At 32.7% G+C, this 26187-nt stretch carries 25 protein-coding genes and 1 pseudogene; 4 read left to right on the top strand and 22 right to left on the bottom strand.

Annotated elements, in window-relative coordinates; all coding sequences use genetic code 11:
• Positions 1-68: 68 nt before the first annotated feature.
• The 5 genes from KKQ79_RS04265 to rsmG form a co-directional block, all read right to left on the bottom strand.
• On the bottom strand, positions 69-2756 hold the full coding sequence (locus KKQ79_RS04265; RefSeq protein ID WP_213189128.1) for a PD-(D/E)XK nuclease family protein: 2688 nt from the start codon (positions 2754-2756) through the stop codon (positions 69-71).
• Positions 2757-2758: 2 nt separating this feature from the next.
• Positions 2759-3670, bottom strand: a complete 912-nt coding sequence (locus tag KKQ79_RS04270; protein WP_213189129.1) for a glutaminase — start codon at positions 3668-3670, stop codon at positions 2759-2761.
• On the bottom strand, positions 3670-4086 hold the full coding sequence (locus KKQ79_RS04275) for a DUF922 domain-containing protein (protein ID WP_213189130.1): 417 nt from the start codon (positions 4084-4086) through the stop codon (positions 3670-3672). Before KKQ79_RS04275 ends, KKQ79_RS04270 begins: the two co-directional genes overlap by 1 nt.
• A gap of 121 nt (positions 4087-4207) precedes the next feature.
• Positions 4208-4624, bottom strand: a complete 417-nt coding sequence (locus KKQ79_RS04280) for a hypothetical protein (protein ID WP_213189131.1) — start codon at positions 4622-4624, stop codon at positions 4208-4210.
• A gap of 12 nt (positions 4625-4636) precedes the next feature.
• Positions 4637-5272 carry a 16S rRNA (guanine(527)-N(7))-methyltransferase RsmG gene (rsmG, locus tag KKQ79_RS04285; RefSeq protein WP_213189132.1) on the bottom strand — a complete coding sequence of 212 codons (636 nt, stop codon included), beginning with the start codon at positions 5270-5272 and terminating at the stop codon, positions 4637-4639.
• A gap of 94 nt (positions 5273-5366) precedes the next feature.
• Here rsmG and KKQ79_RS04290 point away from each other — a divergent pair, with 94 nt between their 5' ends.
• The 3 genes from KKQ79_RS04290 (at position 5367) to KKQ79_RS04300 (ending at position 7908) form a co-directional block, all read left to right on the top strand.
• Positions 5367-6566 carry a pyridoxal phosphate-dependent aminotransferase gene (locus KKQ79_RS04290; RefSeq protein WP_213189133.1) on the top strand — a complete coding sequence of 400 codons (1200 nt, stop codon included), beginning with the start codon at positions 5367-5369 and terminating at the stop codon, positions 6564-6566.
• A 157-nt stretch (positions 6567-6723) separates the two neighbouring features.
• A complete protein-coding gene (locus KKQ79_RS04295; protein ID WP_213189134.1) occupies positions 6724-7356 on the top strand; it encodes a peroxiredoxin in 633 nt (210 codons plus the stop codon).
• Between the two features lie 81 nt (positions 7357-7437).
• A complete protein-coding gene (locus KKQ79_RS04300) occupies positions 7438-7908 on the top strand; it encodes a methylglyoxal synthase (protein WP_104794106.1) in 471 nt (156 codons plus the stop codon).
• Between the two features lie 49 nt (positions 7909-7957).
• Here the strand turns inward: KKQ79_RS04300 and KKQ79_RS04305 are convergent, their stop codons facing one another.
• The 17 genes and pseudogenes from KKQ79_RS04305 to KKQ79_RS04385 all read right to left on the bottom strand — a co-directional run bounded on the left by KKQ79_RS04305 (position 7958) and on the right by KKQ79_RS04385 (position 25432).
• Positions 7958-8329 (bottom strand): hypothetical protein, encoded by a 372-nt coding sequence (locus KKQ79_RS04305; RefSeq protein WP_213189135.1) that lies wholly within the window; start codon positions 8327-8329, stop codon positions 7958-7960.
• An 82-nt stretch (positions 8330-8411) separates the two neighbouring features.
• The gene (locus tag KKQ79_RS04310; RefSeq protein ID WP_213189136.1) at positions 8412-8903 is read right to left on the bottom strand and encodes a GNAT family N-acetyltransferase; all 492 of its coding nucleotides are present in this window, start codon (positions 8901-8903) and stop codon (positions 8412-8414) included.
• A gap of 43 nt (positions 8904-8946) precedes the next feature.
• The gene (gene uvrA / locus KKQ79_RS04315) at positions 8947-11778 is read right to left on the bottom strand and encodes an excinuclease ABC subunit UvrA (protein WP_213189137.1); all 2832 of its coding nucleotides are present in this window, start codon (positions 11776-11778) and stop codon (positions 8947-8949) included.
• Between the two features lie 136 nt (positions 11779-11914).
• Positions 11915-13438 carry an MFS transporter gene (locus KKQ79_RS04320; RefSeq protein WP_213189138.1) on the bottom strand — a complete coding sequence of 508 codons (1524 nt, stop codon included), beginning with the start codon at positions 13436-13438 and terminating at the stop codon, positions 11915-11917.
• Between the two features lie 108 nt (positions 13439-13546).
• The gene (locus KKQ79_RS04325; RefSeq protein ID WP_213189139.1) at positions 13547-14725 is read right to left on the bottom strand and encodes an acetyl-CoA C-acyltransferase; all 1179 of its coding nucleotides are present in this window, start codon (positions 14723-14725) and stop codon (positions 13547-13549) included.
• A 103-nt stretch (positions 14726-14828) separates the two neighbouring features.
• A pseudogene (locus KKQ79_RS04330) lies at positions 14829-16201 on the bottom strand (nucleoside permease).
• Between the two features lie 79 nt (positions 16202-16280).
• On the bottom strand, positions 16281-16880 hold the full coding sequence (locus KKQ79_RS04335) for a bifunctional nuclease family protein (protein WP_213189140.1): 600 nt from the start codon (positions 16878-16880) through the stop codon (positions 16281-16283).
• Positions 16881-17107: 227 nt separating this feature from the next.
• The gene (locus KKQ79_RS04340) at positions 17108-18055 is read right to left on the bottom strand and encodes an electron transfer flavoprotein subunit alpha/FixB family protein (RefSeq protein WP_069799018.1); all 948 of its coding nucleotides are present in this window, start codon (positions 18053-18055) and stop codon (positions 17108-17110) included.
• A gap of 85 nt (positions 18056-18140) precedes the next feature.
• On the bottom strand, positions 18141-18887 hold the full coding sequence (locus tag KKQ79_RS04345) for an electron transfer flavoprotein subunit beta/FixA family protein (RefSeq protein WP_213189141.1): 747 nt from the start codon (positions 18885-18887) through the stop codon (positions 18141-18143).
• Between the two features lie 363 nt (positions 18888-19250).
• On the bottom strand, positions 19251-20633 hold the full coding sequence (locus tag KKQ79_RS04350; RefSeq protein WP_213189142.1) for a dipeptidase: 1383 nt from the start codon (positions 20631-20633) through the stop codon (positions 19251-19253).
• A 72-nt stretch (positions 20634-20705) separates the two neighbouring features.
• Positions 20706-20924 (bottom strand): hypothetical protein, encoded by a 219-nt coding sequence (locus KKQ79_RS04355; RefSeq protein ID WP_213189143.1) that lies wholly within the window; start codon positions 20922-20924, stop codon positions 20706-20708.
• Positions 20925-21001: 77 nt separating this feature from the next.
• The gene (locus KKQ79_RS04360; protein WP_250131187.1) at positions 21002-22150 is read right to left on the bottom strand and encodes a THUMP-like domain-containing protein; all 1149 of its coding nucleotides are present in this window, start codon (positions 22148-22150) and stop codon (positions 21002-21004) included.
• A gap of 3 nt (positions 22151-22153) precedes the next feature.
• On the bottom strand, positions 22154-22582 hold the full coding sequence (locus KKQ79_RS04365; RefSeq protein WP_213189144.1) for a hypothetical protein: 429 nt from the start codon (positions 22580-22582) through the stop codon (positions 22154-22156).
• Between the two features lies 1 nt (position 22583).
• Entirely contained in the window at positions 22584-23741 is a 1158-nt protein-coding gene (locus KKQ79_RS04370; RefSeq protein WP_213189145.1) for a methylmalonyl-CoA mutase family protein, read from the bottom strand.
• 63 nt (positions 23742-23804) lie between these two features.
• Positions 23805-24164: an FtsB family cell division protein gene (locus KKQ79_RS04375; protein WP_069798999.1), complete on the bottom strand. Its 360-nt coding sequence runs from the start codon at positions 24162-24164 to the stop codon at positions 23805-23807.
• Positions 24164-24781 carry a uridine kinase gene (gene udk / locus KKQ79_RS04380; protein ID WP_213189146.1) on the bottom strand — a complete coding sequence of 206 codons (618 nt, stop codon included), beginning with the start codon at positions 24779-24781 and terminating at the stop codon, positions 24164-24166. The genes KKQ79_RS04375 and udk overlap by 1 nt, the downstream gene beginning before the upstream one ends.
• A 78-nt stretch (positions 24782-24859) precedes the next feature.
• Positions 24860-25432: a SanA/YdcF family protein gene (locus KKQ79_RS04385; protein WP_213190678.1), complete on the bottom strand. Its 573-nt coding sequence runs from the start codon at positions 25430-25432 to the stop codon at positions 24860-24862.
• 180 nt (positions 25433-25612) lie between these two features.
• Here KKQ79_RS04385 and KKQ79_RS04390 point away from each other — a divergent pair, with 180 nt between their 5' ends.
• The gene (locus tag KKQ79_RS04390) at positions 25613-26167 is read left to right on the top strand and encodes a TlpA family protein disulfide reductase (protein ID WP_213189147.1); all 555 of its coding nucleotides are present in this window, start codon (positions 25613-25615) and stop codon (positions 26165-26167) included.
• Positions 26168-26187 lie beyond the last annotated feature (20 nt).

Genomic DNA, 26187 nt, shown 5'->3' on the forward strand with positions numbered 1-26187 from the left:
GGAAATTGAAAATTTCATGGAATCAATGACAAAAGTGATGAATAAAACCTGCGAAATCTGCGGGAAATTTAATTCCAACTTTCATGAACTTTTTCTGTAAATGGAATATCTGGATTGAGAATTTCTAGAATTAAGTTTTTCACAGAAACTAAAGAATCTTCAAAATTATCCTCGGTAAATTCTACTTTTTGTACGCCGTTATTCACCTCTGCAAAACTCCAAATTCCTGTTTCTAATTCACGATTTTTAAACTCATCTATTTGAGAAATACAATATTGATACATACACAATTGCATCGCTTGTTTGTATTTATCATCAAAGAAAAGATTTTCAATTTTGTCTTCTTTTACTTTGATTTTCAGGTTCTTAGGCTTTGCTGTTTTATAATCTATAATTCTTAAAGTCCCATTCAGAATATCAATTCTATCAATAAATCCGTAGAAAATCACTTCATTATTTTCATCAATTTTGAAAGGAATATTTTCTATTTTTCTTTCTAAAGCTACAATTTCCAAAGAATTTTCGTTTTTTACCAACTCTAAATCATAATTCAAAACAGATTCTACTACTCTTTTGGCAATTTGTTTGTGTACGAAATTCATTCCTTTTTCGTAGAATTCTGGTTGATGTTTGAGTCTTTCAATGGCTTTGTCAATTGATTCATCTACTTGTTGAAGTAAATTTTCTAAATCATTAACTTTTAATATTTTACCAATTATTTTTCCGTATAAATATTCTAAAGCATTGTGAACTAAAGTCCCATAATTACGCTGAGAAAGTTCTTCTTCAATTTCTGTTGTTTCTCTGGTGTTGAGAATTTTATCCAAATAAAAATCAATAGGATTATAAAGATAGGTTACCAAATGTGACGGCGAAACCTTCTGCTTCCATTCTTCTAATTTTTCAAGAACTGAAGGTGTTTTTTCAATCGTAATCGGTTCTTGATTAATCGGTTCAGAAGTGTTTTCGATGATGATATGCTCTATTTTATGCTGAGATTCCATTTCAATCTGGGTAATGAATCTCGTTTTTTCTCCTGTATTTATGCCAGAACCGAGAGCATTGTAAAGCAAATAGATATTCTTGGCATTCTGTAAAAATCGGTAAAAGTGATAGGCATAAATTCCATCATTTTCTAAGAAAGTATGCAGATTAAACTGTTTTCTTACATCAAACGGAAGATAAGTATTTTGCGAATTTCCCAGTGGTAATTTTCCTTCATTGGCAGAAAGAAGAATAATGTTTTCAAAATTCAACAATCGTGTTTCCAAAAGTCCCATCAATTGTAAACCTTCTAAAGGTTCTCCCACAAAATCTATTGATTCAGAGTTAATGAGTTGATTAATCAACACTTCCAGTGTTTCGATTTTTACTTGATATTGATATGGAGAAAGTTGATTTTTGATGATGACGAAACTCTTCTCAAAATGAGAAATGTTTTCATATTGGACATTGTCTATTTTATTGTATTTTAAATCTTTACAAAAATCAATTAAAGTATTGAGTAAAGTTTCAGCGTCTTGTTTTTCAAACAAATTATAGAAAGAAAGTCCGTTCAATAATTCGCTTAATTGCTTTTTAGAAATGTAGACAATGTTTCTTTCTTCTAAGGTTGCAACGAAGTTTTTGATGATATTTTCGTCTTTAAAATTCTTTGGAAGTTCATCTAAAATCGGCAAAATATCATTGTAATAATACGAAGAAGCATTTTTTTCTAGTTGTTTATGAAGATGAAACAGTTTTTTCATCGCGTTTGAAAAAGCCAAATTTTTCAACGGAAAGCCCATTGTAATGTTTAGTTTTTCAACAGATGCGAGAGAATCTAACGTTGCAGGAAGTAAATTTTCATCCAATAAAACTACTGCAGTATTCTGATAATCAGAATTTTCTGTGTGAATTTCTGAAAGAATTTCTGGCAAAACTTTGGTTTGAGCAATATTTCCTGAAACTTCATAAACTTTTATATTTTTTGGTTCAATGAATTCATTTTCAATCCAGTTGAAATCTCTAGAATCATTAAATTCTTTCCAAGTTTTGTATTCGCGGAGAAATTTCCCTGCTTCTTGTCTTTCGTCATGGAAATAATATTCATCTGCATGAAAGAAAATATCTGCTTTGTCCCATTGTAAAAGTGTTCTGACTAATTTTTCTTCAACGGGAGTAAATGCATTAAACCCAATAAAAACGGCTCTAAGATTGAAATTTTTACAATAATTTTCTAAATTTTCTTTGGTGTAAAGATGAATCATTCCTGAAGTAGCCAATTGCTGTTCCTCTAATTTTTCTTGTAAAAAAGGAAGAAAAGCATTCATTTTTCTCCAAAAATTGAGATTTCTCTTTCTAGCGCCTTCTTCATCGCCCAGATTTTCGCCCCAGTTTTTGATGCGTTCTTCAGCGAGCATCCATTCCAGAATTTCTTTGTCGTTTCCATGGAATTTCAGCATATCATCCCAATCTTTTTGTAGTGTTGGGAACCATTTTAAAAATGTGGCAAGATCTTCATCTTGATAAAGCTGAGTATAGGTTTGATAGGCAAAAAGCCAAAGTGCAATGCCTTTGATTTCTTGTTTTTGACTGATTTTATGCACCAATTCATCAATCGTAAAAAACTCTGGAAGAATACCATTATAATTGAGTTCTTTAAGAATTTCTTTGATGAAAACTACAGGTCTTTTTCCTGGAATTACCAATGAAAAACCCGATAAATCTTTAGATTTATCAAGCAAATTGGTTATGGTTTTTTTTAGAAATTTCATGCTTAAAAAATTGAAATTCCCAGTTTGGTTGTGAGCAGTTCCAGAGCATACATTCCTGCTTCTGAATTTCCTTTTTCATTTAATCTTGGGCTCCAAGTTGCCACCGAAAATTTTCTGGGTAGAACGGCTACAATTGCACCGCCAATTCCACTTTTTCCGGGCAATCCTACTTTGTAAGCAAATTCTCCGGATTCATCATAAAAACCGCATGTTAACATTAATGCATTAAGTCTTTTTATCTGACTTTTATTTAAAATGGTTTTACCAGATTTGGTTTTTCCTTCGTTGGCCAAAAAATAAAAAGCGTGAGCTAATTCTTCGCAAGTCATTTCTACAGAACACTGATGAAAATAAAAATCCAGAACGTCTTCTACCTTGTTTTCGATATTTCCAAATGATTTCAAAAAATTACCAAGCGCAAAATTTCTGTAGCCTGTTTGCTTTTCAGAAAGGGCAACTTTTTGGTTAAACTGAATGTTTTTTTTGCCTGAAATTTCTCTGATAAATTCTAAAAAATCTTCTTTTGGATTTTTAAGATGAGACAGTAAAATGTCTGCAATAACTATTGCACCTGCATTTATAAAAGGATTTCTGGGAATTCCTTTTTCGTTTTCTAATTGCACCAAAGAATTAAATGCGTTACCAGAAGGTTCTACATTTACACGCTGCCAAATTTTTTCGCCTAAAATAGAAAATGCCAAACACAGCGTGAAGACTTTTGAAACACTTTGTATAGAAATTTTTTCCTGAAAATCTCCTTTGCCAAATTCTGTTCCTTCATGTGTAGAAATGAAAATTCCAAACTTATCCGGACTGATATTTTTAAGTTCGGGTATAGAAGCCGATACTTCTCCTATTTTAGGAAATTCTTGGCTTTCTACATATATTTCTTTTATGGTTTTTTGGTAATTCATTAGTTTTTATAGTGTTCTAGTTTTTTGAGTTGAGCTTTAATTTCTGCATCTAGCTCATTTTGTTTTTCTGCTTTAGTTCCTCGTTTGGTAATGTTATCATAATAGTTTTGATAATCGAGAAATTCACCATACATTACCTGATAAATCAACTTAAATTTCAATTGGTAATCTTTCTCCGTTTTTACATTTTCTAGAAATTCTTTTCTCAGTTTTCTAGCGTAAATTTCGGCAATATCAAAATGGCCTTGTTCATGATTGATATTGAGATTTTTGGTTTTAATAGGATGTTTCCAAGATTTGCTTGGGTCAAAAGTAGCATCTATTCTCACCTTCATTTTATTATTGGCTTTGTCTTTAAAAGCGGTGTAACTTAGTCCACAAGAAGAATAACTGACAATGGTGCTGTCACTTTTCATTTTGTTTTCTAGGGATTTAAAAAGGCTCCAATTAAGTTTTGTTCCTTCTTTCCAGACTAATTTTTGAGAAAAAACAGTTAAAAAACAAAACAATATAATAAGACTGAGAATTTTCTTCATACTACTCTACTACAATTGTTTTCTCAATCCAAATGTTTTGGTTGCTGCTGTCTTTTCCGTTCCAAAATTTGAAACTGTAAATCCCTTTTTCTTCTGGTCTAAAGTTGAAACCATTTACTCCAACTCTTGTTGCTTGAGTACAAGTTCCGTTAATGGTGTAAGAATAAGCCACCACATTTCTTTCTAAACCATTTCTGATGTAATCATATCCAAAAAAATCATCACAAGCACTTGGATAAGTAGAATACGTTTTGATGGTTTGAATGGTGAAAACATCCATCGTGTCTTGTGCAATTTTCACGCTGTCTATTTTGATGGCTTCAACATTTTGAATTTCATCTTCGTCATTTCTATCACAAGAAACAGCGATAAATCCAGCTAATAAAGTGATTACACTGAGGTTAAAAATTTTCTTCATTGATTTAAGTTTTTATGAATTAAAATTTCCTTTGGATAAATATACTACTTTTTTAGTGTCAAAAAACTCTTCTTCGAATTGGTCTTTCAGATTGTAAATTTCACATTTTATTCCAGCAAGTTCTTCTCCTAAATCTCCACCTTTTAAGTATAAAACACCGTTGTGTTTTGGATTAAATTGTTCTTTTTCGAATTTTCCTTTTAACCAACGCAAGAAAACAGGCATTTGTGTAACTGCTCTGCTCACTACAAAATGGAATTTATCTTTTATTTTTTCGGCTCTTTCGTGATAGGCTTTTACATTTTTTAATCCAAGACTTTCGGCAACTGCATTCACTACCGTAATTTTTTTACCAATAGAATCTACCAAAGTAAATTCTACATTCGGAAATAAAATAGCCAGAGGAATTCCCGGAAAACCACCACCAGTTCCTATGTCTAGAACTTTGGTTCCATCTGCAAATTCCATAATTTTTGCAATTCCCAATGAATGGAGAACGTGTCTTTCGTAAAATTCATCAATATCTTTTCTCGAAATCACGTTAATTTTTTCGTTCCAGTCTTTATAAAGCGTTTCAAGCTGTTGGAACTGAGATTTTTGTTGGTCTGTTAAATTGGGGAAATATTTTAAAATAATTTCTGAAGACATATGCGTTTTAATATTTCAACAAAAATAAAGAATTTATCGCGGAAATCTTTCGGAATTTATACTTTAAAATTTATCTTTGCTAAAAATCGTAAAAATGAATAAACTGTCAGATAGATTAAACAGATTAAGTTATTCTCAAACTTTTGTAATGAGCAATAAAGCCCGTGAAATGAAAGCTGCGGGAATAGATGTGATTTCGTTAACTCTTGGTGAGCCAGATTTTGAGGTTCCTGCAAATATCAAACAAGCTGCTTTTGATGCTATTAATCAAAATTTCTCTCATTATTCGCCTGTTCCAGGATTTTTAGAATTGAGACAAGCGATTGCTAAAAAGTTGAAAAGAGATAATAATCTGGATTATAAGCCGACTCAAATTTGTGTTTCAAACGGTGCAAAACAGTCTATTCTCAATGTATTAGCTGCGGTAGTAAATGATGGTGACGAAGTTATTTTACCAGCTCCTTATTGGGTTTCTTATGACGAAATGGTTAAAATGATGGGCGGAACTTCTGTTTTTATTGAAACGAATATTGACACAGAGTTTAAAATGACTGCTGAACAACTAGAAGCAGCGATTACTCCAAAAACCAAAGTGATTCTTTATAGTTCGCCATGTAATCCTTCTGGAAGTTATTATACGAAAGATGAATTAGAAAAAATAGCCAATGTAGTAGCAAAATATCCTTATGTAACCATTATTTCTGATGAAATCTACGAATACATCAATTACGATGGAAAACACACTTCTATTGCAGAATTCCCACAAGTTTATGAACAAACTGCCGTAATCAACGGAATGTCTAAAGCATTTGCAATGACCGGTTGGAGAATTGGTTACAGTGCTTGTCCAGAATGGTTGGCAAAAGCTTGTGATAAGGTTCAAGGACAAATGACTTCTGGTGCGAATACAGTTGCGCAAAGAGCTTCGATTACAGGATTGGAAACAGATCCGAGTGAATATTATTTTATGGTAGAAAGTTTTGAAAAACGAAGAAATTTGGTTTTTGAATTGATAAAAGATATTCCAGGATTTAAAGTTAATTTGCCAAAAGCAGCTTTCTACTTCTTCCCAGATATTTCTTATTACATCGGGAAAACCATTGACGGTGTTCTCATCAATAATTCTGATGATTTTGCGATGTTTTTATTAGAAAAAGCACATGTAGCTTGTGTAGGAGGCGTAAGTTTTGGTGATGCTAATTGTATCAGATTCTCTTATGCAGCTTCTGAAGAAGAATTAAAAGAAGCGATGAATAGAATTATAAAAGCTTTAACAGAAGCAGAAATTCATTAACAAATTTTTAAAAATATCTTTAAAATCTTCAGTCAAAAGCTGAAGATTTTTTGCTTTTTAAGAGTCATAGAAAAAAATTATCGGTTTCTCATTTTAAAAATTTTAAAATTGATTAATTTTGCAGTCTGAAAATATAATAGTAAAAAACAACAAAAAAATGGCATTAGTAGGAAGAAAATTTCCAAATGTAACGGTAGACGCAATCTCTAAATCAGGAGAAAATTTAAGAATTAACGTTTTAGAAGAAGCAGTAAAAAATCAATCAAAAGTTCTATTATTTTGGTATCCAAAAGACTTTACTTTTGTTTGTCCAACAGAATTACACGCTTTTCAAGCTGCTTTAGAAGAATTTAAAAACAGAAACACTATGGTTATTGGTGCTTCTTGTGACACAAACGAGGTACACTTCGCATGGTTATCAACTCCAAAAAATATGGGAGGAATCGAAGGAGTGACTTATCCACTTTTAGCTGATACACACAGACAATTGGCTAATATTTTAGGAATTGTAGACCAAGATTTCGAATATGATGAAGAAGGAAACGAAACTTTTTCTGGGTCTAACGTAACTTACAGAGCAACTTATTTAATTGATGAAGAAGGAAAAGTTTTCCACGAAAGTGTAAATGATATGCCTCTTGGAAGAAACGTAGCTGAATATTTAAGATTAATTGATGCTTACACTCACGTTCAAAAATACGGAGAAGTTTGTCCAGCAAACTGGCAAGAAGGTAAAGCAGCAATGAATGCTAATAGAACTGCAACTGCTGAATATCTTAGCCAAAACTAAAATATTAAAGTACAATTAATACCAAAGCAGAACATTTTGTTCTGCTTTTTTTGTAAATTTACTTGATCAAAAATGTATGAAATGACTAAAAATGTAAGGTTGCTTTCTCCTCAAAAAACAATAGCGCTTATTGCTCACGACCATAAAAAAGATGAATTACTTGAATGGGTAAAAAAACACAGTGAAGTGATTCAACAACATCAATTAATTGCTACGGGAACCACGGGAAAATTGATAGAAAATGAATTGGGCGTTCCTGTTCACAGAGTAATGAGTGGCCCACTTGGTGGAGATCAACAACTCGGTGCAATGATTGCCGAAGGAAAAATAGATATCGTTATTTTCTTTTGGGATCCTATGGAAGCGCAGCCTCATGATCCAGATGTAAAGGCTTTTTTAAGAATCTGTGCCGTTTGGAATATTATCGTAGCATGTGATGCCTCTACCGCAGATTTTATTCTAACTTCGCCTTTCATGCATACAGAATATGCTGTGGAAACTCCTGATTATAAAGTATATTTAAATAGAAATATAGAAAAAGGAATTTCATAAAAAAAGCCCGAAAATTCGGGCTCTCATTATCAATATTTAATCTCTGTTTTTATCGGTGATTCTTTTTGTGCTTGATTTTTCTTTTTTTGCCGTGTTCATCATAGTAATAACGATCATTCTTTTGTTGACCAGGCGCGAAAACTTTAGCAGATTTGGTTCCATAGACTTTTTTCATTTGTCCAGGAGGTAAATTTTGTGGTCTGTCATCTACAATGATTACCGTAGAAGAACCACTTCTGATTAAAACACCATTTCGGTAAACATCACCATTGGGTGCTCTATAAATTTCGCCTTGTCTGTAAACTCTACCATCTGGAGCTCTATAAACTCTTCCATTATCTCCGTAAACATTACTAGAACCACAAGAAACTACAGTTATCGTGAGTGCTAAAGCGCCGAATATTTTAAATATATTTTTCATTTCTTTAAGATTTTGGGGTTGATACTTTCTTTAAAACAAAAGCTTTGCCAAAATCTTATTTCTTATGAAAACTTTAACGTTTTTAGAATTTATGGGTTCTTCTTTCTAAAAGAATTACATCTCTCCAAACACCGTTCATTTCAGCGATTTTTTCTCTTATTCCAATGATTCTGAAGCCTAATTTTTCATGAATTTTAATACTCGCTACATTTTCTGGAAAAATCCCAGATTGTAAAGTCCAAAAATGATGTTCCTCGGTTTCTTCTATTAATTTATGGAGCAACATTTCGCCAAAACCTTTTCCTTGAACTGAATTATCGAGATAAATGCTGACTTCGGCAACACCTTTGAAGCATACTCTTGCAGAAACCGGTTGAATGGCAGCCCAACCTTGCACTACTCCATTTTCGTTTACCAAAACCAATCTACACAATTTGAAATATTTATTATCCCAAGCTTCCCAACTTGGCACATCTTTGTCAAAAGTAGCATTGCCGCCATCAATACCTTGTTTTAAAATTTCTAAAACTCTCGTCCCATCTTCTGGAAGCATTTCACTGATTTGGTATTTCATTTTTTATCTAAGATTAGGTTTATTTTATTTTAAAGATGAAATTTTATTCCATTTCCTTCTTCAAAAACTTCGCTGTCAAAGATTTTTTTGATTTTATCAATTCTTCAGGAGTTCCCGTTGCGATGATTTCGCCACCGTGTTTTCCACCTTCTGGACCGATGTCTATAATGTGATCTGCTAATTTAATGACATCTAAATTATGTTCAATAATAATAAAAGAATTGCCTAATTCTACCAACTGATTGATGGCTTCCATCAAGATTTTTACATCTTCAAAATGCAAACCTGTTGTAGGTTCATCCAGAATATAAAGCGTGTTTCCTGTTTGTTTTTTGGCAAGTTCTGTTGCTAGTTTTATACGTTGAGCTTCTCCTCCACTTAACGTGGTAGATTGTTGTCCCAAAGTAATATATCCCAAACCAACATCCTGTAAAGTCTTCACTTTTGCATAAATTTTAGGAATCGGTTGGAAGAAATCTACCGCTTCATCTATCGTCATTTCCAACACATCAGAAATTGATTTTCCTTTGTAGCGAACTTCCAAAGTTTCTCTGTTGAAGCGCTTTCCGTTGCAAGTTTCACAATGCACGTAAACATCTGGTAAAAAGTTCATTTCAATCACTTTTAAACCGCCACCTTGACACGTTTCGCATCTTCCACCTTTTACATTGAAAGAAAATCTTCCTGCTTTATAACCACGAATTTTAGATTCTGGCAATTCTGCAAAAAGATTTCTAATATCGGTGAACATTCCGGTGTAAGTTGCAGGATTAGAACGTGGTGTTCTTCCAATAGGAGTTTGGTCTACATCTACAATTTTGTCGATATTTTCGATACCTTCAAATTTTTTGTAAGGCAAAGGTTCTTGAACCGCTCTGTAAAAATGTTTGTTGAGAATTGGATAAAGCGTTCCGTTAATCAAAGAAGATTTTCCACTTCCTGAAATTCCTGTTACCACCACCAATTTTCCTAATGGAACTTCTAGGTTTACGTTTTTCAGGTTATTTCCTGTTGCGCCTTTTAGTTTTAGAAATTTTCCGTTTCCTTTTCTTCTTTCTTTAGGGATTTCTATGCTTCTTTTTCCCGTGAGATAATCTGCCGTGATTGTATTGGCTTTGATTAAATCTTTAGGTTTTCCTTGCCAAAGAATTTCACCGCCGTGTTTTCCAGCTCTAGGACCGATATCTAGAACGTAATCGGCTTCTAAAATCATGTCTTTATCATGTTCTACTACGAGAACAGAATTGCCAATATCACGAAGATTTTTCAATGAATTGATGAGTCTTTCGTTGTCTCTTTGATGTAAGCCAATGCTTGGTTCATCTAAAATATACAATACATTTACGAGTTGAGAACCAATTTGCGTAGCGAGTCTAATTCTCTGAGATTCTCCACCAGAAAGCGTTCTAGAACTTCTACTCAAGCTCAAATAATCTAAGCCAACGTCTAATAAAAACTGCAATCTTGTTTCTATTTCTTTCAGAATTTCATTGGCAATGATTTTATTTTTTTCGCTGAATTTTTCTTTAACTTCATGTATCCAATCTTTTAAATCCAACAAACTCAAAGCATTGATTTCCGCAATATTTTTTCCATCAATTTTAAAAGCTAAACTGCTTTTTTGAAGTCTCGCTCCGTTACATTCTGGACAAGTTTCTTCGGTGGTGAATTGTCTTTCAAGCACTACTGCGTCGTAGTTTTCTTTATCTTCAATTACTTGACTGAGATAAGGAACCAACCCTTCAAAATTGATTTTTATTTTCTTAGAAATTCCCGCGTATTTCAAGTCAGCAGTAAATTCTTTTTGGCACCCATAGTAAATATAATCTACAGCTTCACGAGGAATTTCATTGAAAGAAGTATTTAAGCCTAACCCGAAAATTTCTAAAATATTTTTAATTTGAGTGAGAAGCCATTTGTTACCTTTCAAAACTTCTAGAGGCAATAAAGCGCCTTGATTGATAGAAAAATTAGGATTTTCTACCAAAAATTCTTCATTGATTTTTTTGATGGTTCCGAGACCTTTACAAGTTGGGCAACTTCCCTTTGGTGAGTTGAAAGAAAACGTATTTGGCTCTGGAATGGGCAACGCATTTCCGCTGTGTGCATCCATCAAATTTTTAGAAAAATATTGATAGTCTGTTGCGCCTAACTTCTGAACCATTACTACTCCATCTCCCATTTGCAAAGCCGTTTTCAGAGATTTTGCCATTCTAGATTCTGTAGCGTTTTCGCCGATAATCCATCGGTCTATTACCACTTCTATATCGTGAGTTTTGTAACGGTCTAACTTTAAATCGTATTCTATATCTTGCAATTCTCCATCAATTCTGGCTTGTGAATATCCTTTTTTAGCCAATTGCACAAAAAGTTCGTGATAATGTCCTTTTCTAGAACGAATGACAGGAGCTAAAAGCAAAACTTTTTCGCCTTTATAATTTTCTTTGATGGTTTCTAGAATTTGTTCTTCTGTGTAGCTCACCATTTTTTGACCAGTTTCCAAAGAATAAGCATCTGAAACTCTAGCGAAAAGCAAACGTAGAAAATCATACAATTCTGTCACGGTACCCACTGTAGAACGTGGATTTTTATTGGTAGTCTTTTGTTCGATGGCAATTACTGGAGAAAGTCCTTCGATTTTATCTACATCTGGACGCTCTAAACCGCCCAAAAACTGACGAGCATAGGCAGAAAAAGTTTCGATATAACGTCTTTGTCCTTCTGCAAAAATGGTGTCAAAAGCCAAAGAAGATTTCCCAGAACCAGAAAGTCCCGTAATGGTAACCAATTCATTTCTAGGTATTTTAACATTGATGTTTTTAAGATTGTGTTCTCTAGCTCCGTATATTTCGATGTATTCTTTTTCTGTACTCATAATGTCAATCTCGTCAAAAAAATCAAGACTTACAAAAATACGGAATTATTCTCTGAAAAAGTTTATCAATCGTAAGATTTCCGCATAAAAAAAGAACCTCAAATTTGAGGTTCTTGTGAATATATTTTCTAAAGATTTACAAAGTTTCTTTGTCTGATATTTTGTTGAATTTCAAAAATCTAATGAAGAACAATCCTAATGCAAAGAAAACAGACATGGAAAGTGCTGCAAATCTCATTCCCGAAGTGGTAGGCAATTGGAATGAACATTCTTGTAAGAAGAACAATCTAATTGCATCATAATTGTCTATTAATAAAGCAAAAATAAATGTTCCTAAAATAATTGCAATTTTTTCTAACACATCATAAAAACTGAAATACGTAGTATTATCCATAGAATCTTTTGGTAAAAGTCTACTATACGTAGAACGAGACATAGACTGAATGCCTCCCATTACCAAACCGATGATGGCTGCAATTCCGTAAAATTGATACTCTACATTTGGATTTTCTTTTTTGAGGAAATAAGCAGAAAGACAAGCAAAAATCCATAAAATAATAGTAATGCTAATCACATTTTTATTGCCTATTCTTTTGGATAATCTCGAGAAGAAAATAGCACCAATAATGGCTTCTATTTGAATCAATAACAAGGTCATAATTAGTTTTCCTTGGTCTAGGTTGATTTCACTCTTTCCAAATAATGTGGCCATTAGGAAAATGGTCTGCATTCCTACACTGTAAAAGAAGAAACTTGCTAAAAAATACTTGAGATTAGCGGTTCTAAATAATTGTTTACCAACTTTATACAATTCTCTAAAACTCTCTTTCACGATTTCAATGTAGAAGATAATATTGTCTTTCAGAACTTCTACAAAGCCACCATTACTTTTATGATTTTGGAAAATATTTTTTAGATTCAGCAATACTAAATCTTTTGGTAATTGGTCTTTTACTTCACCAAATTGAGGTAAATGTTTGAAGGTGTATTGAGAAAATCCAAACCACCAAGCTCCTGTGAATAAGAATGAAATTCTAGTGTATAAAAGTGCTTCTTTTGGGGTGTCCGCAAAAAACATAATCAAAGCCAAACAAATCACCACTAAAATTACTGAACCAATGTAACCATAAACGTAACCTTTTGCGGAAAGTGCATCTTGCTTATCTGGTGTAGCAATATCTGGCAAAAAGGAATTGTAGAAAACCAAACTTCCCCAGAAACCTACACTCGCAGTAATACTGAAAAGCAATCCTAAGAAGACGTTATTCATATTGGTAAACATAGCCAATCCCATACAAGAAGTGGCTCCTAAATAAGCGAAAAATTGCAAGAAAGACTTTTTATTTCCAATGGTATCTGCTAAAGAGGATAAAATCGGCGAAAGAATAACCACAATCAAAAACGAAATGGTAAGCGAATAGCCATAAACTGCATCTGGTTGATAATCTTTTCCGAAAATATTAATCATATTTCTCACTGGAACTTTTATCCATTTTCCTGTTTCGGTTACGTACTCGCTTTTTTCGTAAGCAGTAGTAATAATAGAATAATAAATAGGAAAAATGGTAGAGGTAATTACCAGTGAATAAACAGAATTCGCCCAATCGTAGAAAGCCCAAGCTTTCATAATTTTAGGGTTGTTTTTGATATTTTGTTTCATAGTTTTTTTCCGTAAAAGGGAATTATTACACAAAAATAAAAAAACCATTAAGAAATTGACTAAAAAATCAATAAATCTTAATGGTTAATTATTTGTAAGATGAGAAAATTATAAATTCTCAATCACAATTGCAGAAGCACCACCACCTCCATTACAGATTGCAGCAGCACCATATTTACCATTGTTTTGTTTTAAAACATTAATTAGAGTAACGATAATTCTTGCACCAGAACTTCCTAGAGGATGTCCTAATGAAACGGCACCACCATTTACATTTACCTTAGATTCGTCTAAACCTAAAATTTTATTGTTGGCTAAACCAACTACTGAAAAAGCTTCATTAAACTCGAAGAAATCAATATCAGAAACTTCTAAACCAGCTTTTTTAAGAGCGATTGGTAATGCTTTTGCAGGAGCTGTTGTAAACCATTCTGGTTCGTGTGCAGCATCTGCATAAGAAACAATTTTTGCTAAAGGTTTTAACCCAAGTTCTTCCATTTTTTCTTTTGACATTAAAACCAATGCAGAAGCACCGTCATTTAATGGAGAAGCATTCGCAGCAGTTACTGTTCCATTTTCTTTTTGGAAAACAGTAGGCAAAGTTCCAATTCTGTCAAAATTTACATTTTTATATTCTTCGTCTTCTGCGAAAATAATAGGTTCTCCTTTTCTCTGTGGAATTTCTACAGGTACGATTTCCTCTTTAAATTTACCAGAAGCCCAAGCTTCTGCACTTCTTTTATAAGACTGAATCGCGAAGTTGTCTTGGTCTTCTCTTGAGAATTCATATTCTGCTGCACATTTTTCTGCACAAACTCCCATGTGAACTTTATTGTAAACATCTGTTAAACCGTCAACTAACATTCCGTCTTGCATTTTTACATCTCCCAATTTTACAGCATTTCTCGCACTGTAATAATGCGGAACTTGGCTCATGTTTTCCATTCCACCCGCTACAATTACGTCTTGGTCGCCAGATTTAATAGATTGTGAAGCCATCATTACGGCTTTCATCCCAGAAGCACATACTTTATTGATTGTGGTAGAAGGTGTTTCGTTTGATAAACCAGCGCCTAATGCAGCTTGACGAGCAGGAGCTTGTCCTTCTCCAGCTTGTAAAACATTACCCATATAAACTTCTTGAACGTGTTTTGCATCAAGATTAATTTTGTCTAACGCTCCTTTTATGGCAATAGCACCTAATTTAGGGGCAGGAATGCTAGATAAACTTCCTAGAAAACTTCCCATAGGTGTTCTTGCTGCTGAAACGATAAATACTTCTTTCATGATATTTAATAGAGATTTAAATTTTAAAATTCTTTTCGCCAAAGTACAAAAAAAAACACACTTTCTAAAAAGTGTGTTTTATGTTTATAATCAATGATTTAGATTAATGAGATACGTTTCCTATTGCTTCTGGATTGTGCTTGTGTTTAAACATCAAAGCGAAAAGTACAGCAATCACTAAAGCGTAAGCAGCGAAAGCTAACCAAATGTGTGGCCAATCTTTCATCGCAATCTCTTTAGTCAAAGTACCATTTACAATGGAAGAACCTTGTTTTCCTATGAATTCTACAAATTTAGAATTGTCTACTGTAGTATCTAAAAATCCAGCTAAAGAATCTGCGGTAGAGAATTTTTGAGTAAAGAATTTATCAATCGCCCAACCAGCTGAAACGCTTCCGATAATCGCTCCGAAACCATTGGTCATCATCATAAATAAACCTTGAGCTGATGAACGAATTTTAGAATTGGTATTGGTTTCTACGAAAAGTGAACCAGAAATATTGAAGAAATCAAACGCCATTCCGTAGATAATACATGATAAAATAATCATCCAAAGTCCTGAAGTAGGATTACCAAAACTGAATAAACCAAATCTTAAAACCCAAGCAAACATACTCATTAGCATTACGTTTTTGATTCCATATTTTCTTAAAAAGAAAGGAATAGCAAGGATAAATAATGTTTCAGAAACTTGAGAAATAGACATGATAATGTAGAATATTTCACTACGAATGAATCAGCGTATTTTGGAAAATTTTCGAATTCACTTAAAAATACATCTCCATAAGCATTGGTTAACTGTAAAGCACCTCCTAAAAACATAGAGAATATGAAGAAAAGAGCCATTTTGTAATTTCCAAAAAGTTTGAATGCGTTTAGACCTAAAACTTCTACTAATGAAGAGTCTTTAGAAATTAATTTTTGAGGTTTACAAGCAGGTAATGCAAATGAATATAAACCAAGTAAAACTGCTGCTGCACCTGCAATGTAAAATTGAAATTCTGAAGCTTTATTTCCAGATAAATTCGTAATCCACATCGCTACGATAAATCCAATTGTTCCCCAAACTCTAATCGGTGGGAAATCTTTTACCACGTCATAATTATTGTTTTTAAGAAGTGTATAAGAAATAGAGTTGGCTAGTGCAATAGTAGGCATGTAAAATACCATCGCTAAAAGCATCACTGCAAAAAATGTATCTGGTGTGGTTACTTGAGGTAAATAAAACAGAACCGCAGCGTATAAAATATGCAGAATTCCATAAATTCTCTCAGCATTAATCCATCTATCTGCGATAATTCCTACTAAAGTAGGCATGAATACAGAAGCAATTCCCATAGTGCTAAAAACAGCGCCAAACTTTGTTCCATCCCATTGTTTGGTTCCAAACCAATAATTAGCGATGGTGATTAGCCAAGCTCCCCAAACAAAAAATTGTAGAAAACTGAGCAGTGTCAATCTAAATTTAATATTCATAAGTAGTAATTTTTTCTTTTACGGTATTTTAGACCGTTAAGTGTTTTCAGAGTTTATTATTTAATTTTAATTTTTAGCGCTAGTCAATTTTTTTATTTCGTCTTTTGAGTTCTTCTTGGATTTCCATAGCGGTATCATAATCTTCTTCTCTCACTGCATCGTCTAATAAAATTTGTAATTCTTCTGTGCTGAGTTTTTTAAGGTCAGAAGTTTCACTTTCTGAAGCAGTTTCAGGTTCTGGCAATTCATTGTTATTGTCAATTTCTAGAAGAATTCCAGCTTCGTTCAATACTTGTTCTGTAGTATAGATTGGAGCATCAAAACGTACTGCCATTGCTACGGCATCAGAAGTTCTGGCATCTAAAATAAGTTCTTCTCCGTTTTCTGTATTTTTAAAATTGAGATTAGAGAAGAAAACGCCGTCAATAATTTGATAAATAATTACCGATTCTAGAGTGTAATGCGTAGAATTTACAAATTTGGTAAATAAATCATGCGTGAGTGGACGAGGTGGTCGCAAGTCTTTTTCTAAACCTAAAGAAATAGATTGAGCCTCAAAATTACCAATTACTACAGGTAGTTTTACGCCAGTTTCTTCATGTTCCAGAAGCAGTGCATAAGCTCCAGATTGAGTTTGGCTATAAGATATTCCGCGTATGATTAGTTGTTTATAATCCATGAATACAAATATACTTTAATTTTTAAAATTTAACATTTGATATTTAAAATTTTATCACTGCCATCAGATGATTTATTTCACAAGTTTTGATGATAAAATTGATTTTGCTTTTTATATAATGAGAAATTCAATTATTCTTCAAAAGAAATAAAAAATTTTGGCTTCTGCAACGACAAAAAAATCCGAGATAAAAATCTCGGATTGATATTTTTAAAAAGGATGATGTTTTAGTGTCCTTTTAATGCTTTAATTTTTTCTGTAAGTGCAGGAATAATTTGGAAAGCATCTCCTACTACTCCATAATCAGCAGATTTAAAGAATGGCGCTTCTGCATCATTATTAATCACTACGATGGTTTTAGAAGAGTTTACACCAGCCAAGTGCTGAATAGCACCAGAAATACCTACTGCTATGTATAAATTAGGAGCGATGGCTTTACCGGTTTGTCCTACGTGTTCTGAGTGAGATCTCCAACCGATATCAGAAACTGGTTTAGAACAAGCAGTAGCTGCACCTAAAACATTAGCTAATTCTTCAATCATTCCCCAGTTTTCAGGGCCTTTCATTCCTCTACCTGCAGAAACTACTACTTCTGCTTCTTTAAGGTCTAATTTTCCTGAAGATTTTTCTTGGTTCACCACAGTAAGACCTTCTGCAGAAACAGAAACTTCTTTTACTTCTTCAGAACCTGCTACTGGATTTTCTTTTACTCCAAAAGAGTTTTGAGAAACAGTAACCACTACATTTTCGCCATGAGCTTTAGCATCCATAAAAGCTTTTCCAGAGAAAGATTTTCTCTTCGCTTCGAATGGAGAAACAGCAACTGGAGCAGAAACTACATTGGTTAATAATGAAGCGTTTTTAATCACAGCAAGCATAGGAGCTACAGAACTAGCATCTGTAGAATGCGGGAAAACTACCACTCCATCTACTACAGTAGCAAGAGCTTCTGCATAAGCTTTTGGGTTGAAACTTTTAAGTGCGTCACTTTTTAGAGTAACCACTTTAGAAGCTCCGTATTTGTAAAGAACATCTGCAGCATCTGTAGGATTAATGCTTACCGCTACTACATCAGTTCCAGACATATCTGCAACTGTTTTTGCGTAAGAAACAGCTTCTAGAGCCGCTTTTTTATATGCTCCTGAAATATTTTCGGTATATACAAAAATTGACATAATTTAAAAAGATTTGAGATTTGAGATTTAAGATTTGAGATTTTTTGAATTTCAAATTTCAAATTTCAAATGGATTAATAATTTGTTAAATAACTTTTGCTTCTTCGTGAAGTAATCTTACCAATTCATCTAGATTATCCGCAGAAACTAGTTTTACTTGAGCTCTTGCCTGAACAGCATCAAAAGATACTGCACTTACTTTAACATCTGTTTCAGTTGGTTCTTTTACGGTTAAAGGTTTAGTTCTAGCAGACATAATTCCTCTCATGTTAGGAATGATAAGGTCTTTTTCTTCTACCATACCTTTTTGACCAGCGATTACAGCAGGAATTTTTACAGTTAAAGTTTCTTTTCCTCCTTCAATTTCTCTTACTGCAGTAGCTTCTGCACCGTTTACTTCTAAACCTACGCAAGCGTTTACGAAAGGTCTATTAAGTAATTGAGCAATCATTGCTGGAACTGCAGCACCATTATAATCAATAGATTCTTTACCGCAAAGTACCAAGTCATAACCACCTTCTTCTACAATTTTTGCCAATTCTTTAGCTACGGTAATGCTGTCTTTTGGTTCAGCGTTTACTCTTATTGCGTCATTTGCACCAATAGCAAGAGCTTTTCTCATTACAGCTTCAGTAGCAGCGTCACCTACAGTAGCGATGGTCACTGTAGCGCCTTGAGATTCTTGTAATTTTACAGCTTTTGTAAGAGCAAATTCGTCGTAAGGATTAATTACCCACTGAATTCCGTTTTTGTCAAAAGCAGATTTATCTGCAGTAAAGTTAATTTTAGAAGTAGTATCTGGAACACTACTAATACAAACTAATATTTTCATATGTAGAATTTTATTGTTTTTTTTAGGTCAAATGCAATCGCTCATTCATCATTATAATTAGTTTTGGTAATCACGGCGATTTCATAAGGTTCAATTTTTCTTATTTGATTGTTTGCTAATTTAAATAAAAATATATTATGCATGCATAATACTCTAAAAATATTTATATTCAATGCATAAATATACAATAATTGCCTGAAATAAAGGAAATTTTGAGATTTTATTTCGGAAATAATTTTTGAAATCATTAAAAATTACCACAAATTAATGGTTTTTTCTTTCCCAAAAATGTGGAGTTAATTCTCAATTTTTAAGCAGAAATAAAAAATCCTCAATCTTTTCGACTGAGGATTAACTTAAAATTTATTGTTGAGTATAAAATTCAAAGAAATATGGAATACTTTCTATTCCTTTGTAGAAATTATACAATCCGTAGTGTTCATTTGGCGAGTGAATCGCATCAGAATCTAAACCGAAGCCCATTAAAACTGATTTTGCTCCCAAAATTTTCTCAAAAAGAGAAGTAATAGGAATACTTCCGCCACTTCTATATGGTAAAACTTCTTTACCAAAGGCTTTTTCCATAGCTTTTTTAGCCGCTTGGAATTCTTTAGTATTGCTCTGTAAAACGTAAGGCTTTCCACCGTGATGAGGAGTAACTTTTACCTTAACAGAAGCGGGAGCTATTTTTTCAAAATATTTCGTGAATTTTTCAGTAATTTCTTCGTCTGTTTGATAAGGAACCAATCTCATAGAAATTTTAGCAAATGCTTTACTAGGAATCACGGTTTTAGCGCCTTCACCTGTGTAACCTCCCCAAATTCCGTTTACATCAAGAGTTGGTCTTATAGAAGTTCTCTCTAAGGTAGTGTAACCTGTCTCACCTTCTACTCCGCTTAAACCAATTGATTTTTTGAATTCTTCTGGATTGTCTTTTAATTTATTCATTTCTGCTCTGTCTTCCGCAGAAACGATTTCTACATTATCATAAAAACCATCTATGGTAATTCTTCCTTCTTCATCATGAAGTTTAGCAATCATTTCTGCTAAAACATTAATTGGGTTAGGAACAGCACCACCATATAATCCTGAGTGTAAATCTCTGTTCGGACCTTCTACTTCTACTTCCATATAACTTAAACCTCTAAGACCAGTCGTCACAGTCGGTTGTTCGTTAGAATAAATATGAGTATCTGAAATTAAGATGACATCACAAGAAAGTTTTTCTTTATTTTCTTCTAAAAATCCAGCTAAACTTACAGAACCTACTTCTTCTTCTCCTTCAATAATGAATTTAATATTACAAGGTAGAGAATTGGTTTTCATCATGGCTTCAAAAGCTTTTACGTGCATAAAGAATTGGCCTTTATCATCTGCACTTCCTCTTGCAAAAATCGCACCTTCTGGATGAAGTTCTGTCTTTTTAACCACAGGTTCAAATGGTCCGCTTTCCCATAATTCTAATGGATCTGCAGGTTGTACATCATAGTGACCATAAACCAAAACGGTTGGTAATTCTGGATTGATGATTTTTTCACCATAAACCACAGGATAACCTTTGGTTTCGCAGATTTCTACTTGATCTGCTCCTGCATTGGCAAGGTGTTTTGCCACAGCATCAGCACAATTGAGCACATCTTGATTGTAAGCTGGGTCTGCAGAAATAGAAGCAATCTTCAATAATTCTATCAATTCGTCTAGAAAACGTTGCTTGTTTTGTTGGATATAACTTTGTGTGTCCGACATTGTTTTAAAATTTTAGTAAATATAAAAAATGTCTCGCAATCGCAAGACATCTATTTTGTATGAGAAAATATCTTATTTTTTAGCAGTGCTATCTACCTTAGCTTCTGCAGCAGCTGGTTGTTCTACAGTAGCAGAGTCAGTTTTTTCTTTGTAAGTAGGCGCTTCAGCATTTTCATCGTCATATCTTACTACATCTTCAGTTTTTTTCAAAACTCCCTTGTTTCCTCCTTCAGGTAAACCACAAGAAACTAAAAAAGACGCTGCAGCTACAGCAAATACCAATTTTTTCATATCTAAATTATTACGTTTATAAATTTTTCCAAAAGTAAGAAATATTGAGTTTACCACAAAAAAAACTTAAAATTTTCTTAATCAAGAAGTTTTCCTACTAGGAAATGATTACCAGAAAGAGATTTTACCGCGATAAGGTATTGGTTTCCGCCGTCTTTTATTTTGTATTTTTTCTTGATCTCTTCAGGTTTTAAAGGAAAATTTTTGGTGATGATATTAAATTGTTCACCCTTTTTTATCGCTTTTGAATTGATTTCTTCAGTTTCAAAAATTCTTCCTGGGAAATGTTCTATCTTTTCTTCGGAAGTATAAATATGTGTGTTCTGATGTAATTTTATCAAACCAAATTTCTCTGAAACTAAATTAAAAGCTCCAGATTTTAATACAGAATTATTTGGAATGTAAATGTATTTTTTAGGAGCTGAAAATTCTGATTGACAGTTTTTTTCATCATCTAAATTAAAGTGAAATTCAGGTTCTGTAGATTGTAAATTTATGCAATAAATTTCTGGCCTATTTTCTTTTTTCTTGAGATAAACCAAAACTTCTTTTACTTCATTTTTGACCGCAATAATCCATATTTTATAAATATTTTTGAGCGAAGCAACCAAATGCTGAATATCAATCAGCGGTGACAGTTTTATTAAAATTTCAGGTGAAATGTCACTTAATTGCTCTTGAATTTCAATAATATTAGGCGACAAATCCTCCAAAAGAAATACTTTTCTGTTATGGTTATCTCTTCTTGCAGGATCTAGATAAATTAAATCGAATTTTTCTTTATTGTTTGTGAGAAAATCTTCTAATTTTTTGTTGATGAAATTCGCTTTTCTTCCGAGAACTTCCCAATTGTGTTTTACGATGTCTAAAAGCTCTGCATTCTGCTCTATTAAAGTAATTTCTTCAAAATTCTGAGAAATAAAATAAGCGTCAATTCCAAAACCACACGTTAAATCAATGAATTTTCTTCCTTTAAAAAACTGTTTTTTGAAGTCTGCGGTATCTTGTGATGAAGCCTGTTCTAAATTAAGATTGGGCGGAAAAATAATGTTTTCTTGATTCAAAAAAGGAAACTTTTTTTCAGCTACTTTTCTACCTTTGATTTGCTGAACCAATTCTTGCATAGAAACCTCTGGAAATGGAGATTTTTTCAATAACAAAGAATGCAAATCTGTGTTTAGATTTGCATTGATATATTTTTGTATTTCTTTTGTTAATAGTTTCACAGATTAAATATTTTCTGCAATCCATATAAACTCTTTATTATTATAAGGATTCCATTCATTTAGAGATTTTCCTAACTTATTTAATGAAGCAGGCTTTGTTTTAATTACAAATTCTGAATTTTCAACATCTGCAAACTCTTTATTATTTGAAATTTTAATATGAATTGCGGAATTACCGTTTGCTTCATAACACAAAACTTTAAATAAAAAATGATAAGCCCAAGTTTTTGAATCCTCTCCAATTTCAAAAATTATTTCATCAGAAATTGATTTTGGAAAACCAATCAATTTATTACTGAAGTCATTAAAAACATCAGAATAACCATAAAATTCAGAAATTATAGAACAATTATGATTAGATATTTCTATTTTAAATTTATAGAAATCATCTTCATCGTCATGAAGAGGAAATATTCTTATTTTCTGTTCCATTTTATTCAAACATTTCAGCCCATCTTACTGGTTTTATTTCCTGAGCGTTATAAAGTTGTTCTACAGATTTAGTTTTTTCTAGTTTTGGGTAAAGATTTACACCAATGAGTTTTATTTTACCTTCTTCTACCCAATTTTGTTCTGCAATTGCTTGTTGATAGATCATTTCAGCAATTTTTCCAGATTTTAGATTTTCAACAAAACCACCAGAATTTTCGATTTCTAAGAATAATTTCCAAGCGTTTTCTGCGAATTGATGGGTAATTTCTTCAATATAATAACTTCCGTTGGCAGCATCGTCAAAGACATTAATAATACTTTCGTATGCTAAAACAATTTGTTGTTTAAATGAAATTTCCTCTGAAAGTGAATTGGAATTTTGTACTTTAAAATCATTGCTATAAACCGCATCAGAACCAGCAATCATGGCTGCAGAAAGCTCTAAAGTAGAACGAATAAGGTTATTTTCTTCGTCGTTTTTAGCTTTATTTCTTAGCGAAGTTTCTGTGAAAATGTAAGGAATGCTGTCTAGTCCGAATTCTTTAGAAAGTTGATTGAAAAGGATTTTAAATGCTCTGATTTTTGCAATTTCAAAGAAATAATTCCCGCCTACTGCAAATTTGAAAACCAATTTTTCTAAAATTTCAGCCCCAAAAACTTCTGCTAAGTCTTTTGCTTTTGCTAATGCTAAAGCCAATTGTTGCGTGATAGAAGCTCCAGCATTTTGATAGAAAGTAATATCTACCGCAATATTTCTTTTGAAATTTTTAGACAATAATTCCTCCGCTAATTTTGTGTTGATTTCTTGATTTTCAAAAACATCTATCAAAGAAATATATTGATTATCATCTGCAAGAGAAATGTGTCCTGCCAAATCTTTGTTGGCTACGAAAAGTGTTTTTTCAGTCAAATGTTCTACATTATGCTCTAGTAAAAACGCATAAGCATGCTCTTCTAAATTATCTTGATATTTTGCGACCAAATGCGTAGATTCTTCTACTTTTGGCAGGTTTTTTAAGATAAAATCAGTGTCGGCATAATAAGGTTTTACAGAAATGCCTTCCAAGTTTTCTTTGGTAAGAACGGCATAAATATCTTCTATTTTCAATTGTTTTTTGACCAGATTTTCCCAATCCTGAAGGGTAACTTGAGCAAACATAATGTATGGTTTTTTGTTTTATGTTCAAATGTTTTTCAACATTCGAAATTCAAGATAATTTGTTTATTCTTCTTCTTTTTGTTTTATGGCAGAACTGTCTACCACGAGAATGAAAATTTCTTCATTTTTCTTTTTCATAAAATAATTTTCTCGCGCAAACTTTTCTTTTTCTGCTTTGTTATTCATGAGCTTTTTATAGAAAGCATCATTTTTATGATATTCTGACTTGTAATACGAGAGTTGTTCTTCGTATTTGTCTATTTCTTTGTTTAAATCTTTGATGACTAACCAAGATGTGGAATCAAAAAAAATCATCCATACCAAAAAAAGAAAAATGGTAATGAAATATTTATTGAGAAGGTATTTCTGCACGAAACGCCAACTCGGAGATTTTTTCTGAATATCTTTAATTAGTTCCTTCATTAATAGGCTTTTTTAAGAGAGTTGTTAATGACTGTAGAAAGAAAATCAATAGCTACAGAATTTTTTCTCATGTTAGGAACAATAAGGTCTGCTTCGTTTTTAGAAGGTTCTATAAACTCTTGATGCATCGGTTTCAGCGTAGTTTGATAACGGTGAAGAACTTCGTGTAAATCTCTACCGCGCTCTTGTGTGTCACGCTTAATTCTTCTGATTAATCTTTCGTCTGAATCTGCATGTACAAATACTTTAAGATCGAATTCCTTTAAAAGTTCCTGATTGGTCAAAACCAGAATTCCTTCTACAATTAAAACGTTTTTAGGCTCTACAGTAACATGGTCTCCCGTTCTAGAATGCGTTACGAAAGAATACAAAGGTTGTTCTATGTTTTCTCCTCTTTTAAGTGCTTTTACATGTTTTACCAATAATTCAAAATCGATTGATTTTGGATGGTCATAATTCAGCGCTTCTCTTTCTGAGAGTGATAATTGGTGATTATCATGGTAATAATTGTCTTGAGATAGTACATTTACACCTTCTGCATTCAATTGTTGCAAAATATTATTCACTACGGTGGTTTTACCAGAACCAGTTCCACCTGCAATACCTATTACTAACATTAAAAATATATTTTTTACAAATTTAGCTAAATTCCTAAATAATTGGTTGATTGATGCGTTCTTTTTTGGTCTGAAACCTTATTTTTTCAGATGTTCTTCTTCATTTGAAATTCCAAAAATATAATATACTACAGCCTGTACTCTTGCGAGAAATTCTCTAAAGTGATTTCTGTAATAACTCTGATATTTAGTAACATCTTGGGCATCAAATCCTAATGCGTTCATGCCAATATTTCTTGCAAAAAATAAAGCTCTAAGGTTATGAAATCCTTGTGAAACAATGATTACGTTTTTTTGTTTGTATTCATTTTTGCATCTTAGAATACTTTCGCGAGTGTTAAAACCTTTTGGGTCTTCTAGAATAATGTTTTCGGGAACGCCACCTTGGTAAATCAAGAAATTTTTCATGGCTTTTGGTTCGTTATAGCCTTTACTTTTTTCGCCACTTACAATGATTTTTTTGATTTTTCCATGATGATAAAGCAGCGCAGTGGCATCCATTCTAGAAATAAAATAAGGATTGGCATTTCCTGCCATCGTTTTTGGAGAAGTTCCCAGAACCAGTGCTACTTCTCTTGGCGGAATTTTAGAAATTTTAGTATACGTTCTTCCTTCGGTGAGAGAAAATACCCAGAAGTTTGCCAATATCATCAGCAAAAATCCTAGTTCTATCAACAAGAAAAATTTTTTAAATATGTCTAAAATGATTCTCAATAAAATAATTCTAAATTCGTTGGTAACAAATATATCAAAAGAAGCATTTTGATTTTATTATATTTGTAAAATCGACTCAATAATCAATTCCATAACAAAAATAAACAATTAATATTTATGAAAAAATTAATCTTTTCCACACTTATATTAACCGCACTATTTTCTTGTAAAAAGAACGAAACTCCAGACCAATTAACAGAAGAAACAACCACTGAAACAGTAGATAGTTCAGCTGTAACTCCTGCTAATGCTTTGCCTGAAGTAAATCAAGAACAATTAAAAGCAATGGTTGCACCACAAAAAAATGACACCATTTATGTAACCAATTTCTTTGCAACTTGGTGTGGACCTTGTATGAAAGAGATTCCGCATTTCAAAGAAAAAATGGAAGAACTAAAAGGAAAACCAGTGAAATTTACCTTTGTAAGTGTAGATGCTAAAGAAGATTGGAACACCGCTGTAAGTGATTTTGCGGATGAATACAATATCAGAAAAAATGTAGTTCTTTTTGATGCTTCTATGATTGCACCAGATTATTTCACTACTATTACCAAGACTTGGGACGGTGGTTCTATTCCTTTTACCGTGATTAAAAAAGGTGATAAAGAAATAGAAACAGTAGGAATGATGAGCAAAGAAGATTTAGATGCAAAACTGAATTCTTTTAAATAAAATATTTCTCTCGCAGATGG

Source organism: Cloacibacterium caeni (assembly GCF_907163125.1).
In the GTDB taxonomy this organism is placed as follows: domain Bacteria; phylum Bacteroidota; class Bacteroidia; order Flavobacteriales; family Weeksellaceae; genus Cloacibacterium; species Cloacibacterium caeni_B.

Coding starts and splice junctions, on each gene's coding strand:
- KKQ79_RS04265 (WP_213189128.1), bottom strand. CDS start 2,756: ATGAAATTTCTAAAAAAAACCATAACCAATTTGCTTGATAAATCTAAA.
- KKQ79_RS04270 (WP_213189129.1), bottom strand. CDS start 3,670: ATGAATTACCAAAAAACCATAAAAGAAATATATGTAGAAAGCCAAGAA.
- KKQ79_RS04275 (WP_213189130.1), bottom strand. CDS start 4,086: ATGAAAAGTGACAGCACCATTGTCAGTTATTCTTCTTGTGGACTAAGT.
- KKQ79_RS04280 (WP_213189131.1), bottom strand. CDS start 4,624: ATGAAGAAAATTTTTAACCTCAGTGTAATCACTTTATTAGCTGGATTT.
- rsmG (WP_213189132.1), bottom strand. CDS start 5,272: ATGTCTTCAGAAATTATTTTAAAATATTTCCCCAATTTAACAGACCAA.
- KKQ79_RS04290 (WP_213189133.1), top strand. CDS start 5,367: ATGAATAAACTGTCAGATAGATTAAACAGATTAAGTTATTCTCAAACT.
- KKQ79_RS04295 (WP_213189134.1), top strand. CDS start 6,724: ATGGCATTAGTAGGAAGAAAATTTCCAAATGTAACGGTAGACGCAATC.
- KKQ79_RS04300 (WP_104794106.1), top strand. CDS start 7,438: ATGACTAAAAATGTAAGGTTGCTTTCTCCTCAAAAAACAATAGCGCTT.
- KKQ79_RS04305 (WP_213189135.1), bottom strand. CDS start 8,329: ATGAAAAATATATTTAAAATATTCGGCGCTTTAGCACTCACGATAACT.
- KKQ79_RS04310 (WP_213189136.1), bottom strand. CDS start 8,903: ATGAAATACCAAATCAGTGAAATGCTTCCAGAAGATGGGACGAGAGTT.
- uvrA (WP_213189137.1), bottom strand. CDS start 11,778: ATGAGTACAGAAAAAGAATACATCGAAATATACGGAGCTAGAGAACAC.
- KKQ79_RS04320 (WP_213189138.1), bottom strand. CDS start 13,438: ATGAAACAAAATATCAAAAACAACCCTAAAATTATGAAAGCTTGGGCT.
- KKQ79_RS04325 (WP_213189139.1), bottom strand. CDS start 14,725: ATGAAAGAAGTATTTATCGTTTCAGCAGCAAGAACACCTATGGGAAGT.
- KKQ79_RS04335 (WP_213189140.1), bottom strand. CDS start 16,880: ATGGATTATAAACAACTAATCATACGCGGAATATCTTATAGCCAAACT.
- KKQ79_RS04340 (WP_069799018.1), bottom strand. CDS start 18,055: ATGTCAATTTTTGTATATACCGAAAATATTTCAGGAGCATATAAAAAA.
- KKQ79_RS04345 (WP_213189141.1), bottom strand. CDS start 18,887: ATGAAAATATTAGTTTGTATTAGTAGTGTTCCAGATACTACTTCTAAA.
- KKQ79_RS04350 (WP_213189142.1), bottom strand. CDS start 20,633: ATGTCGGACACACAAAGTTATATCCAACAAAACAAGCAACGTTTTCTA.
- KKQ79_RS04355 (WP_213189143.1), bottom strand. CDS start 20,924: ATGAAAAAATTGGTATTTGCTGTAGCTGCAGCGTCTTTTTTAGTTTCT.
- KKQ79_RS04365 (WP_213189144.1), bottom strand. CDS start 22,582: ATGGAACAGAAAATAAGAATATTTCCTCTTCATGACGATGAAGATGAT.
- KKQ79_RS04370 (WP_213189145.1), bottom strand. CDS start 23,741: ATGTTTGCTCAAGTTACCCTTCAGGATTGGGAAAATCTGGTCAAAAAA.
- KKQ79_RS04375 (WP_069798999.1), bottom strand. CDS start 24,164: ATGAAGGAACTAATTAAAGATATTCAGAAAAAATCTCCGAGTTGGCGT.
- udk (WP_213189146.1), bottom strand. CDS start 24,781: ATGTTAGTAATAGGTATTGCAGGTGGAACTGGTTCTGGTAAAACCACC.
- KKQ79_RS04385 (WP_213190678.1), bottom strand. CDS start 25,432: ATGATATTGGCAAACTTCTGGGTATTTTCTCTCACCGAAGGAAGAACG.
- KKQ79_RS04390 (WP_213189147.1), top strand. CDS start 25,613: ATGAAAAAATTAATCTTTTCCACACTTATATTAACCGCACTATTTTCT.